We start from the raw sequence: 11,802 nt of genomic DNA, 5'->3' as shown, positions 1-11,802 counted from the left end.
TTGACGCCACCTGCGAGGCCACCATGCTTTACCTGTTGTTTCTGCTGGCCCATCTGTTCGCCGCGCTGATCTTCATCGGCACGGTGTTTTTCGAAGTGCTGATCCTGGGCGGTCTGCATCGGCAGTTGCCGGCGAGGGTGATGGTGCAGGTTGAGCAAGGCATCGGCGTGCGTGCCCGGGCGCTGATGCCGTGGGTGTTGCTGGTGCTGTTCGGCGCCGGGCTGGGCATGGTCGGCTTGCGTTACCTGCCGGTGTTGGCCGCGCCGTTCGCGTCGTCGTTCGGTACCTTGTTGACCCTCAAGCTGATCCTCGCCGCCAGTGTGCTGCTGCACTTTCTGCTGACGATGCTGCGCATGCGCCGTGACCGGGTGAGTGCGGCTTACCTGCGCTTTATCCATCTGAGCCTGTTCGGGCATATGGTCGCCATCGTGCTGTTGGCCAAGGGCATGTTTTACCTCAGTTGGTAAAGCCTTTGATGCACATCAAGGTGCGCCGTGGCGTCGCACCGGACAATGGCGCATCGTCGCCGGATCCGGAGCCCGCCATGCACACCGTCATTCCTCTCGATGTCGCCCGTGCTTTGCGCACCAGCCGCCAACGGCAGCGTCCACTGGCAGTGACCCTGCACTGGCCAGGTACGCCGAGTGCCGTTTACCGCCGCAGCTTGGCGCAGCAGATACGCCTGATCGGTGGCGGCCTGGGCAGTCGCCAGCCGGTTGAGCACTTCCAGTGGCGCGGGGCAGCGCCCATCGGCGATGTGCAGGCGCACATGATGCGACTGCATGAGCGTTTGCATTTCCTTGAGCACGACCGCGGCGACTACGCCATCGACCTGGCGCCCCAGCACAGCGATTGGGGCAGCGTCGGCCGGTTGCGCGAACTGGGTTTCAACCGGGTGTGCATCGGCGTGCCGGATGCCTGTACCGCGGACCCTGCTTCCCAGGATGCCTATCGTGATCCGGCACCGATCCAGTCGTTGATCGATGCGGCGCGCACCTTCGGGTTCCGTTCAGTGAGTGTTGACCTGGGCTACGGCAATGCCTGGCAGACCCTGGCCAGCCTGGAGGCGAAGCTGGCCAGCCTGATCGCGCTGGAGCCCGACCGCCTGCAAGTGTTCGACTATGCCCGGCTACCGGCGCGATACGCGGGGCAGTGCCCGCAGGCGTTGTGCAGCGCCGCGCAAAGCACCGCCATGGGGCTGTTGTGCGTCGAGCGCCTGGAAGCGGCCGGTTATCACTACCTCGGCCTGGGCCAATTTGCCCGTGGCGACGATGAGTTGACCCAGGCCCAGGAGCGCGGTCGATTGCGGCGCACCGAAGAGGGTTTCACCCTGCACGGTGATTGCAGCCGCATTGGCCTGGGTCTGTTTGGCCGACACTAGTGGGAGGTGCCCTCGGCAAACTCGATCTTGTTGCCCACGTTGTACTTGCCCGATGGCTTGTTCATGGGCAGGCGCTTGATCTCCTTGAGGGTCTGGCTGTCGTAGACGATCAGCGCGCCGTCGGTGGCCCAGATACTCAGTAGCACGTAGCGCCCGTCCCGGGTGAACTCCACGTGGGCCGCCGTCTTGCCCGGCACCGGGCGCAGGGTGTGGGCGATGTGCAGGGTCTGCTTGTCGATCAGGTGGATGGCGTCGTTATCCGGGCCGAAGAACACATCGCTCCACACGTAGCGCGAGTGGATATGGCTGCGCATGAAGAAGCCCGGGCCGAGTGTGGGGATCTGCTTGATCAGCGTCCAGGTGCTCGGGTCGAGCACGGTGATTTGCCCCTGGCTGATATTCGGGGTGGCGAACACCCAGTTGCCGTCGCGCTTCCAGTACGTACCGGAGCCCAGGTGCGGCATGCCCGCCAGCGGAATGTCAGTGACCACCGCGCCCGAATCCAGATCGATCACCTGGCCGCCACCGGCCTTGCGCGAGGTGGCGAGCAACTGGCGGTAATCGGGGGTGAACGAGAAGTCGTCCAGCACATCGCGGGCCGGGATACGCCGGGGTTCAAACGTGGGGTGCGCCGCCGCGTAGGACAGCTCCCACACCTCATTCACATCCTTGAGCGCCACCACAAAACTGTTGCGCGGCGGCGCGGTGTACACCGCGCTGACCCGCGAGCCCGTCTCCAGGGTCTTGACCAGCGACAGGTCACGCGCATCGAGCACCGCCAGGTTCCCCGGCAGGTAATTGCCCACTAGCACCCAGCGGCCATCCTTGCTCACCGCCAGGTTGCGGGTGTTGAGGGCGACGCGGGTCTCGGCGATCAGGGTGAGGTTGTGCAGGTCGTACAGGCTGATCCAGCCGTCGCGGGAAGCAAAGTAGACGAAGCGCCCGTCCGGCGAGAACTTCGGCCCGCCGTGCACGGCGAAGTGGCTGGCGAAGCGGTCCAGTACGGTGAAGCGATCACCGTCGAGAATGTCGATGTGATGGTCACCGGACTCCACCACCACAAACAGGTTGAGCGGGTCGGCGTGGTGCTGCGGGGTGCTGGGCAACGTGCTGACGTCTGCCAGCAGGCGGTGGCTGTTGCGGATGTCCTGCACGCTCCAGGTGGCCGGCGTGGCCGGTGGCTGTTGCAGGTAGTTCGCCAGGCCGTCGATCTGTGCGGCGCTCAACTGCAAGCCGAACCCGGCCATCTGGCTGGCGGGACGGCCCTGTTCGATAACCTTGCGCACCTCGTCCGGCTTGATCCGCCCCAGGCTCTCCGGGAGTAACGCCGGGCCGCTGGCGCCGATGCGGTTGAGGCCGTGACAGCTCTGGCAATATTCGCCGTAATCCTCGGCTGGTGTGCCATGGGCAGCGCTGATCCAGAGCAACGGCACCAGCAGCAGGCGTTTCATACCGCCACCGGGATGCGCGGTGCCGACAGGCTGGCGGGGTAGTGCAAGGTGGCTTCGGCGAACAGGTTCACCACATGGCCGATCACCGTCAGGGTGGGCACGCCCGGTTCACAGTCGGCGGCCAGGGTCGGCAACTGGCGCAAGGTGCCACGCGCCACGTGCTGGTCGGCGCGAGTGCCGTTGCTGATCAGCGCTGCGGGGGTATCTGCCGGCAGACCGGCTGCCACCAGGTGTTCGGCGATCAGCGCCAGGTTCGCCAGGCCCATGTAGAACACCAGGGTCTGGCTCGGCTCGGCCAGGCTGGCCCACGGCAGTTTCAAGGCGCCGTCGCGCTGCAGGTGACCGGTGACGAAGCGACAGGAGTTGACCAGGTCGCGGTGGGTCAGCGGGATGCCGGCGTAGGCGCTGCAACCGGAGGCGGCGGTGATGCCCGGCACCACCTGGCAGGGGATGTCGCGTGCCAGCAGGTATTCGAGTTCCTCGGCGCCGCGCCCGAAGATGAACGGGTCGCCGCCCTTGAGCCGCACCACCCGCTGGCCCTGGTCGGCCAGTTCCGCCAGCAGTGCGTTGAGTTGGTCCTGGGGCAGGCTGTGGTAACCGCTGGCCTTGCCCACGTAATGCCGGGCGCAGCTCAGGGGGATCAGCGCCAGCAGCTCGGCGCTGATCAGCCGGTCAAACACCACGGCGTCGGCCTGCATCAACAGGCTCCAGGCACGCAGGGTGAGCAGGCGCGGGTCACCGGGGCCGGCGCCGACCAGGGCGACTTCGCCGGGGTGGAAGGGGCTGTGCAAGCTAGCGGGTAGGGCGGTTGGCGTGTGCATGAGACATCCTTGGTTCATCATCAGGTTGGCGCCCCCGGTTGTGTCACCGGGTGGTGCAAGGGATCAACGGTGTGGGATGCCGGGCGATTTCGGCATCGTTGAAATAGCAACCGGGGTCCGGCCCCCACAGATCGCCATCGGCCCAGGCGCGGGTGCGGGTGTTGCCGTTGCAGATCGCCAGCCAGCGGCACTCGGCACAGCGCCCGCCGATGCGGCGCGGGTGTTCGCGCAGGCGCAGCAGCAACGGGTCGGGCTGGTCCAGCCAGAGCTGGCGGAAGCGGGTGTTGCGCACATTGCCCACCGAGTGCTGCCACCAGTAGGTGTCCGGGTGCACCTCGCCGGTGTTGTCGATATTGGCGATGCCGCTGCCCGAGGCATTGCCACCCCAGCCATGCAGCAAGTGTTCGAGCTGTGGGTAGTGTTCGGGCAGGTGCTGGTGCACCCATTGCAGCAACAGCACGGCGTCGGCGTCGTTGTTGCCGCTGACGAAATCGCTGTCGATACCCTGTTCGATGTCATGCCAGGCCTGCTGGAAAATCAGCGTCATGGCGTCACGGCTCATCTGCCGGTGTGCATCCAGCAAGCGGCTGCGCTTGCCGCGCCCGCTGTAGTTGAGGTGCGACAGGTAGAACTTCTGCACATCGTAGGCGCGCATCAACGCCAGCAACTGCGGCAGTTGCGCGTGGTTGGCCTGGGTCAACGTGGTGCGCAGCCCCACGCGGATCCCGGCTTCGCGGCACAGGCGAATGGCGTGCATCGAGCGCTGGAAGCTGCCGTGCAGTTGGCGAAACGCGTCGTGGGTCGCCTCCAGGCCGTCGATGCTGATGCCGACGTAGTCGAAACGCGCGTCGGCAATCTGCTGGATATTCTGCTCATCGATCAGCGTGCCATTGGTCGACAGGGCGACGAAAAAGCCCTTGTCGCGGGCATAGGCGCTGAGCTGGAACAGGTCCTCGCGCAGCAGCGGTTCACCGCCCGACAGGATCAGCACGCGCACGCCCGCCGCGTGCAAATCATCGATCACCCGCAGCGCCGCTTCGGTGTCCAGCTCATCGCGAAACACGCTGTCGGCGCTGGTGGCGTAGCAGTGTTTGCAGGTGAGGTTGCAACGCCTGAGCAGGTTCCAGATCACCACCGGCGGGCGGTCGCTGCCGGGTGTTGAAGCGCGCGGCGGCGGGCAGCGGCCGGCGAGGGTACGCAAGTACTGACTGATCCGCAGCATAGAGCACTCCTTCTAGTGCGAGGTGGCCAGGCGCAGGCCGGTTTTTTTCAGGATGCGGCTGCTCACCAGCATTTCATCAGCACCACAGGCTTCACCCAGCAGGTAACGCAGGTGCTCACGGTAGCTGTCGATTTCTTCGCGGCTGCGCCCATGCACCATGGCGAACAGGTTGTAGGGCCAACCGGGTCGGCGTGGTCGGCGGTAGCAGTGGCTGACGAAGGGCTGCGCACCGATCAGTTCGCCCAGGCGCGGCATCTGCTCGTCGACTACATCCCACACGGTCATGCCGTTGTGTCGATAGCCCAGGCGGTAGTGGTTGGGCACCGCAGCGATGCGCCGGATCGCACCTTCAGCCTGCAAGCGCTTGAGCAGGTCCAGGGTCGATTCGACGCTGATGCCCAATTGCTCGGCCAGCCACGCCCACGGGTCCTCCACCAGCGGCAGGCCGCTTTGGGTCAGGGCGATCAAGCGCAGGGCCAGGGCCTTGTCAGACCGGGAAATACACACCGACATGGTAGGTTTGCTCCTTCGGCAGATTGAGCACCGCCAACCCGGTGAGGGCTTCGATGCGGGACAAGGTGACGGCCAGCTCCGCCTCGGTGGCGCAGGCCAGCACAAACCACATGTTCCAGTGGTGTTCGCGGCGGTAGTTGTGGGCCACTTGCGCCAGCGCGTTGACTTGCGCGGCCACCGCTTCGAAGCGGGCTTCGGGCACCGCCAACGCAGCGAGGGTGAAGGCGCCGCCGAGGCGCTCGATGTCGAACATCGGACCGAAGCGGGTCAGCACGTCGTCTTCAAGCAAGTCATGCAGATGGTCAAGCAACTCGCAGGGACGGCTGTGCAGTTCCTGCGCCAGTTGCTGCCACGGCTGGCGCACCAGCGGCAAGCCGCGTTGCAGGCGATTGATCAATTGGCGATCGAGATCATCCATGGGCCCATACCTGTGACGGCGGCGGGGCGAAACGTCCGCCACATTGTTTGTAGGCGCGGGTGCTGAACAGCAGTTGGTGGGGCAGGTCGCTGAGCTGCTGTTGTTGCAACACCGCCTGGATATGCGCGGTCACGGCTTCGCGTTCACGGCCATGGACCATGCAGAACAGGTTGTAGCGCCACTGCGGCAAACGCCGGGGGCGCTGGTAACACAAGTTGATCCCGGCGGCGCGGCCCAGGCGCGTACCCACTTCGTCCACCAGCGCGTCCGGCACGTCGAGCACCAGCATGGCGTTGGCGACAAAGCCCAGGGCACGGTGGTTGAGCACCAGGCCGACCCGTCGGAACAGGCCTTGCTCGTGCCATTGCTGCATCTGCTGCAACACCTGGTCGTGATGGGCGCCGATCAGCTCCGCCAGTTCCTCATACGGTCGTGTCACTCGGGGCAGGCCGCGCTCCAGGCATTGGCGCAGGTCGAGCATCTGTTCGTGGTTCAGCGGCGTGATCACGGATGTTCTCCCAGGGCAAACCCCAGGTCGATGCGGTAGGCGGTGAGCATCGGCAGGTCCAGGGGCGGCAGGCCGGTGTCTTTCTCCAGTTCCGCCAGCACCTGTTCCAAGTGCTGGCGGTGCGGGCCGGTCAGCACGAACCACAGGTTGTAGTGGTGTTCGCGTGCGTAGTTGTGGTTGACCTCCGGGTACTGGCTGACGCGCTGCGCCACCTGTTCCAGGCGCTCGATCGGCACCGCCAGTGCGGCCAGGGTGCTGGCGCCGGCGCGGGTGTGTTCGAACACCGGGCCGATGCGCGACAAGGCACCCGCCAGTTCCAGGCGTTGCAGGCAGGCCATCAGTTCGGCTTCAGTGCAGTCGAGCAGCCGGGCCATCTCCCTGTACGGTTCGGCGCACAGCGGCATGCCGTGCTGGTAACGGTCGATCAGTCGACGGCTGAGCAGGTCAAGGTCCATTTCAATACCCCATTTTTTGCGCACGGTTGCTGAAGAAAATCCCGCTGGGGCTCAAGGCCGGCAGGGTCTTGAGCAAGGTCAGGCGATACGGGTCCCAGACCTGCACCTGCTTACCATCGCGCACCGACAGCCACAGCTGGTCGCCACGCCCGGTGAACTCCATGTGCAGCACGCCGGGGCCGGGGCGCAGGTCGGCGATGATCTGGTGGGTTTCACTGTCGAGCACCTGCACCCGGTCGTTGTCCGGGTAGGCGAAGTTGACCCACAGCTGGCGCCCATCGGGCCGCGCAGTGACAAAGATCGGCTGGCCGGCCACGGCGATGGCAGCGGTCTGCTGCCAACTGCGGGCATCCATCACCAACACCTGGTGACGGCCCACGGCCGGCACAAAGGCCTGGTTGTCGGCCACGGCCCAGCCTTCGAGGTGGGGCATCTTGTACACCGGCAGTTTTTCCTGGCCACGGCCATAGTCGGCAAGCACGCGCTTGACGCCGTGTTCCGGGTGCCACAGGTCGAGCTGGGCCATGCCGTCTTCACCGAACAGGCCGGCCATGTAGTAGCGGCCATCGGCGGTGACCAGGGCGTCGTAGGGCTGCTCGCCGATGCCGGTGAAACGGCTGATGCGTGGCGCGTTGCCCTGGCTGAAGTCCGCGCTCCAGATCTCGCCGGTGTCGAACAGGCTGAACACGAAGCGCTGGCCGGGCGCGTCCACCAGGCCTACCACGCGGGAGCGCTTGCCATCGGCGAGGGTGGTGGCGGGAATGTCCGCCACCTGGGCCAGGGTCACCGCGTCGAACACCTTGACCCCACCGGGCTGGTAGTTGGACACGGCGATCAGGCGCCCATCCTGGCTGATCGCGCCGCCGATGCTGTTGCCGCCCTGGAGGATGCGCTTTTCGATGCGCTGGCCCAGCAGGTCGACCTTGGTCAGCCCGCCGTCGCGGCCGAAAATATAGGCATGGCGCTGGTCGCGGGAGAACACCACCGAGGCATGGGACAGATCGCCCATGCCCTCGATGCGCGCCAGGCTGCTCATGCCGGTGGACTCGATGATTTGCACGCTGGCGCTGGTACGTTCGATCACCAGGCCCAGGTCGCCGGTGCCGCGCAACGTCGGTTGGGTACAGGCGCCCAGCAACAGGCAAGCGGCTAACAGGGTGGGACGGATCATGGGGCGGGGCTTCCTTGCAGGAGTCGATCGACCAGCCAGGCGATTTCACTCGCGCTGAGCAGCGGCGCCCAGCCCGGCATCGCACGGGCAGGGCGGCCATGGGTGACGGTGGCGATCAGGCTGTCACGGCTCTGGCCGGCGAGGGCCTGGTGTGTCAGCGGCGGGCCGAGGCCACCGGTGAGGTACAGACCGTGGCAGGCGCCGCAGTCCTGGGTCAGCAGATGTTCCAATCGTTGGGCATCCACCCCGGCGCCTGCGGGCACGGGAATGAGTAGAAGCAGCGCCACGGCCGAACCGATCATCGAGACTTTCATGGCGCGCTCCTTGGCGGTTATTTCAGGGTCAGGACCCACTCGGCCAATACCTTGGCTTCGTCATTCGTGACCTGGTTCGGCGGCATCGGGATCGGCCCCCAGTTACCCTGGGTGCCGTTCTTGATATGGCTGGCCAGGGTGGTGGCGGCGTCTTTCACACCGGCATTCTTGGCCGCGACATCCTTCAAGGCCGGCCCCACCAGCTTGCTGTCGATGGCGTGGCAGGCAGCGCAGGGCTTGCTCTTGAACAGGGCCGGCCCGTCTTGCGCCAGCGCCGGTTGCAGGCTGAGCGCAGCGGCGGTTGCCAGCAGTGCGCGGAGAATATTTTTCATTGGCGGACCTCATGTTGATTGGGCTCAATAAATATCGTGTTGGGTGTTGAACACGTTGAACTTGCCGGTCGGGGTGATCAGGCGCTTGTCCTTGATCACTTGCTTGAGCTTCAAGGTCTTGTCGTCGATCACCACCAGCGCCGACTCTTCGGTCTGGCCGTTCCACACCGAGAACCACACCTCGTCGCCGGCCTTGTTGTATTCCGGTTGTACCACGCGCAGCGCGCCTTGCTTGATGCCGGAGTACTCGGCAATCGGCAGTACGCTGTAGCCCTTGTCGAGGTGGTTGATATCGAACACCGCCACCGACTGGCTGAGCTTGGCGTCGGGGTTGAGCGTGGTGTCCACGTACAGGTGGTGGGAGTTGGGGTGGGTCTTGATAAACAGCGAACCGCCGCCCTGGCCCTTCAACGAAGCCACCTGTTTCCAGGCGTACTGCGCGTGCTTGACAGGGTCAGTGCCGATCACCGAAATGCCGCCGTCCCCCAGGTGGCTGGTGGCCCACACCGGGCCGAACTGTGGGTGCACAAAATTCGCGCCGCGCCCGGGGTGCGGGGTCTTGCCCACGTCCACCAGGGCGGTGAGGGTGCGCTCCTTGGAGTCGATCACCGCCACCTTGTTCGAGTTGTTGGCCGCCGTGAGGAAGTAGCGGTGGGTGCTGTCCCAGCCGCCGTCATGCAGGAACGGTGCGGCGTCGATGGTGGTGATGGTGAGGTTCTTGATGTCTTGGTAATTGACCAGCATCACCTTGCCGGTTTCCTTGACGTTGACGATGAACTCCGGCCATTCGTGGGACGCAATGATCGCCGCCACGCGTGGTTCGGGGTGGTACTCCTGCGTGTCCACGGTCATGCCACGGGTGGACACGATCTGCCTGGGCTCCAGGGTTTCGCCATCCATCAGGGTGAACTGCGGCGGCCAGTAGGAACCGGCGATGGTGTACTTGTCTTCGTAGCCCTTGAACTTGGACGTCTCCACCGAGCGCGCCTCGATGCCCACCTTGATCTCGGCGACCTTGGTGGGTTCGGCCGGCCACAGGTCGATCATGTCGATCTTGGCGTCACGGCCAATCACCAGCAGGTAGCGGCCCGAGGCGGAGATCCGCGAGATGTGCACGGCGTAGCCGGTGTCGATCAGCTTGACGATCTTTTTGCTGTCGCCATCGACCAGGGCGATCTTGCCGTCATCGCGCAGGGTCACGGAAAACAGGTTGTCCAAGTTGAGCGTGTTCAGCTGTTTCTTCGGCCGGTCTTCGGGCTTGACCAGCACCTTCCAGGTCTTGAGGGTTTCGGCCATGCCCCATTCCGGCGGTGTGGGCGCGGTGTGCTGGATGAACGTGGCCATGCTGCTGATCTGCGCCTTGGTCAGCGCATTGGAGGTGCCCCAGTTCGGCATGCCGGCGGGGGAGCCGTAGGTGATCAGCGCTTCGAGGTACGCCTGGCCACGCGCCTGGGTGATGTCCGGGGTCAGCGGTTTGCCGGTGGCGCCTTTGCGCAGTACACCATGGCAGCCGGCGCAGCGTTCGAAGTAAATCTGCTTGGAGGTGTCGAAGTCGGCCTGGCTCATGTCCGGCGCGCCGGCGGTTTTCACCAGCGCGGGTTGCGCGGCGCCATGGGCCGTCGGGGGCATTGCCAGGGCCAGCGCGCAGCTCAGGCTGGCGAGGCTCAGTGTGAAGGTTTTGCGGGTGCGAGTCAGCATTCCATGTACTCCTCAGGCGAGACCTTTGCGATGCCACGCAACAGGTGCGGGGCGCAGGTTCTTAGTGCCCGGCCAGACTATGGCGACGTGTCGGAATGCTCGCTTGACGGCGATCAAGTTTGCCTTGGGTAGCGCTTGCCAGGTTGTCGCAGGCGCCCTTAGCGTGGCCGTCGAACCCGCTTTGGATACCGGCCATGACCACACCCTTCTACCAACCCCTCGCCAACGAACAGGTGCTGTTCGAACACGCCTGGCGCCACCGCATGCCCGTGCTGATCAAGGGGCCGACCGGCTGTGGCAAGACCCGCTTCGTGCAGCACATGGCGCACCGCCTGAACCTGCCGCTGTACACCGTTGCCTGCCACGACGACCTCAGCGCCGCCGACCTGGTCGGCCGCCATCTGATCGGCGCCCAGGGCACCTGGTGGCAGGACGGCCCGCTGACCCGCGCCGTGCGTGAAGGCGGCATCTGCTACCTGGACGAAGTGATCGAGGCGCGCCAGGACACTGCCGTGGTCCTGCACCCGTTGGCCGACGACCGCCGCGAGCTGTACCTGGAACGCACCGGCGAAGTGGTCAAGGCACCGCCGTCGTTCATGTTGGTGGTGTCGTACAACCCCGGTTACCAGAACCTGCTCAAGGGCATGAAACCCAGCACCCGCCAACGCTTCGTGGCGATGCGCTTCGACTACCCGGCGGCGGCGGACGAAGCGCGCATCGTGGCCCAGGAGGCGCAGGTGGATAACGCGTTGGCCACTGAGGTGGTACGCCTGGGCCAGGCGTTGCGGCGCCTGGATCAACACGACCTGGAAGAAGTCGCCTCCACCCGTCTGCTGATCTTCACCGCCCGCCTGATCGCCGCCGGCATGCCCCCGCGCGAAGCCTGCATGGCCTGCCTGGCCCAGGCCCTGAGCGACGACCCGCAGACCGTCGCCGGGCTGATGGACGTGGTGGATGTGCACTTTGCCTGAACCCCGGTGCCTGCCGGGTGACCTGGCGATGTGGTTTTTCATCCTCGCCGAATTGACCGTGTTCGCGATGCTGATCCTGGCATTCGCCGTGACCCAGCGCCTGGAACCCGCGGTGTTTGCCTCGGGCCGCGCACAACTGGACACCTCCACCGGGCTGGCGATGACCGTGAGCCTGTTGACGACCGGGCTGCTTGCGGCGTTGGCCTTGCAGCAGGTGCGCCTGGGACATTGGCGGCGCAGCGCCGGGCTGTTTGGCGCGGCGTTGCTGGTGGCGCTGGTGTACGTGGGGATCAAGCTCGGCGAGTACACCCATCTGGTGGAGGTCGGGTTGGGGATGGAGTACAGCCGGTTTTTCACCTTGTACTGGGTGCTGACGGGGTTTCACTTCCTGCATGTGCTGCTGGGCATGCTGATCCTCGGGTGGCTGGCATTGGTGTGCTGGCGGGGTGGGGTGGCGGTGAATGGGGTGGAGTCGGGGGTGCTGTATTGGCACATGGTGGACCTGGTGTGGGTGGTGTTGTTTCCGGTGGTGTATGTGATGAGGTAG

Annotated in this window: 15 protein-coding genes; 4 read left to right on the top strand and 11 right to left on the bottom strand. The window is 65.3% G+C overall.

Annotated features, from left to right (window positions below):
- Nucleotides 1-23 precede the first annotated feature (23 nt).
- A complete protein-coding gene (locus BLR69_RS08405) occupies nucleotides 24-467 on the top strand; it encodes a CopD family copper resistance protein (protein ID WP_071493265.1) in 444 nt (147 codons plus the stop codon).
- Between the two features lie 77 nt (nucleotides 468-544).
- A complete protein-coding gene (locus BLR69_RS08400) occupies nucleotides 545-1,381 on the top strand; it encodes an oxygen-independent coproporphyrinogen III oxidase (protein WP_232000966.1) in 837 nt (278 codons plus the stop codon).
- On the opposite strand, the gene BLR69_RS08395 is transcribed toward BLR69_RS08400, so the two are convergent.
- From BLR69_RS08395 to nirS, 11 genes are read right to left on the bottom strand one after another with little or no spacing between them, the layout of a single operon-like run.
- Nucleotides 1,378-2,832 (bottom strand): nitrite reductase, encoded by a 1,455-nt coding sequence (locus tag BLR69_RS08395; RefSeq protein ID WP_071493264.1) that lies wholly within the window; start codon nucleotides 2,830-2,832, stop codon nucleotides 1,378-1,380. The two genes, BLR69_RS08400 and BLR69_RS08395, sit on opposite strands and share 4 nt — an antisense overlap.
- Nucleotides 2,829-3,653 carry a uroporphyrinogen-III C-methyltransferase gene (gene cobA / locus BLR69_RS08390; RefSeq protein WP_071493263.1) on the bottom strand — a complete coding sequence of 275 codons (825 nt, stop codon included), beginning with the start codon at nucleotides 3,651-3,653 and terminating at the stop codon, nucleotides 2,829-2,831. The genes BLR69_RS08395 and cobA overlap by 4 nt, the downstream gene beginning before the upstream one ends.
- A 43-nt stretch (nucleotides 3,654-3,696) precedes the next feature.
- Entirely contained in the window at nucleotides 3,697-4,875 is a 1,179-nt protein-coding gene (gene nirJ / locus BLR69_RS08385) for a heme d1 biosynthesis radical SAM protein NirJ (RefSeq protein ID WP_071493262.1), read from the bottom strand.
- Nucleotides 4,876-4,887: 12 nt separating this feature from the next.
- The gene (gene ahbB / locus BLR69_RS08380; protein WP_071493261.1) at nucleotides 4,888-5,388 is read right to left on the bottom strand and encodes a siroheme decarboxylase subunit beta; all 501 of its coding nucleotides are present in this window, start codon (nucleotides 5,386-5,388) and stop codon (nucleotides 4,888-4,890) included.
- The gene (locus BLR69_RS08375; protein ID WP_071493260.1) at nucleotides 5,363-5,806 is read right to left on the bottom strand and encodes an Lrp/AsnC family transcriptional regulator; all 444 of its coding nucleotides are present in this window, start codon (nucleotides 5,804-5,806) and stop codon (nucleotides 5,363-5,365) included. The genes ahbB (BLR69_RS08380) and BLR69_RS08375 overlap by 26 nt, the downstream gene beginning before the upstream one ends.
- Nucleotides 5,799-6,314: a siroheme decarboxylase subunit beta gene (gene ahbB / locus BLR69_RS08370; RefSeq protein ID WP_134434987.1), complete on the bottom strand. Its 516-nt coding sequence runs from the start codon at nucleotides 6,312-6,314 to the stop codon at nucleotides 5,799-5,801. Before ahbB (BLR69_RS08370) ends, BLR69_RS08375 begins: the two co-directional genes overlap by 8 nt.
- Nucleotides 6,311-6,769: an Lrp/AsnC family transcriptional regulator gene (locus BLR69_RS08365; RefSeq protein WP_071493259.1), complete on the bottom strand. Its 459-nt coding sequence runs from the start codon at nucleotides 6,767-6,769 to the stop codon at nucleotides 6,311-6,313. The genes ahbB (BLR69_RS08370) and BLR69_RS08365 overlap by 4 nt, the downstream gene beginning before the upstream one ends.
- A gap of 1 nt (nucleotide 6,770) precedes the next feature.
- Nucleotides 6,771-7,940, bottom strand: a complete 1,170-nt coding sequence (locus BLR69_RS08360; RefSeq protein WP_071493258.1) for a cytochrome D1 domain-containing protein — start codon at nucleotides 7,938-7,940, stop codon at nucleotides 6,771-6,773.
- Nucleotides 7,937-8,254: a c-type cytochrome gene (locus tag BLR69_RS08355; RefSeq protein ID WP_071493257.1), complete on the bottom strand. Its 318-nt coding sequence runs from the start codon at nucleotides 8,252-8,254 to the stop codon at nucleotides 7,937-7,939. Before BLR69_RS08355 ends, BLR69_RS08360 begins: the two co-directional genes overlap by 4 nt.
- Nucleotides 8,255-8,271: 17 nt before the next feature.
- Complete coding sequence (locus tag BLR69_RS08350) at nucleotides 8,272-8,586, bottom strand: c-type cytochrome (RefSeq protein ID WP_071493256.1); 315 nt, start codon at nucleotides 8,584-8,586, stop codon at nucleotides 8,272-8,274.
- 24 nt (nucleotides 8,587-8,610) lie between these two features.
- Nucleotides 8,611-10,284 carry a nitrite reductase gene (gene nirS / locus BLR69_RS08345; protein ID WP_071493255.1) on the bottom strand — a complete coding sequence of 558 codons (1,674 nt, stop codon included), beginning with the start codon at nucleotides 10,282-10,284 and terminating at the stop codon, nucleotides 8,611-8,613.
- Between the two features lie 194 nt (nucleotides 10,285-10,478).
- On the opposite strand from nirS, the gene BLR69_RS08340 reads away from it, so the two are divergent.
- Together BLR69_RS08340 and BLR69_RS08335 are read left to right on the top strand one after the other, a co-directional pair.
- On the top strand, nucleotides 10,479-11,255 hold the full coding sequence (locus BLR69_RS08340; RefSeq protein WP_071493254.1) for a CbbQ/NirQ/NorQ/GpvN family protein: 777 nt from the start codon (nucleotides 10,479-10,481) through the stop codon (nucleotides 11,253-11,255).
- Complete coding sequence (locus BLR69_RS08335; protein ID WP_071493253.1) at nucleotides 11,239-11,802, top strand: cytochrome c oxidase subunit 3; 564 nt, start codon at nucleotides 11,239-11,241, stop codon at nucleotides 11,800-11,802. Before BLR69_RS08340 ends, BLR69_RS08335 begins: the two co-directional genes overlap by 17 nt.

The sequence above is a fragment of the Pseudomonas azotoformans genome (assembly GCF_900103345.1).
Lineage (GTDB): Bacteria > Pseudomonadota > Gammaproteobacteria > Pseudomonadales > Pseudomonadaceae > Aquipseudomonas > Aquipseudomonas azotoformans.
Note: the sequence above shows the minus strand (reverse complement) of the source record. Positions and strands in the feature narration are given on the sequence as shown.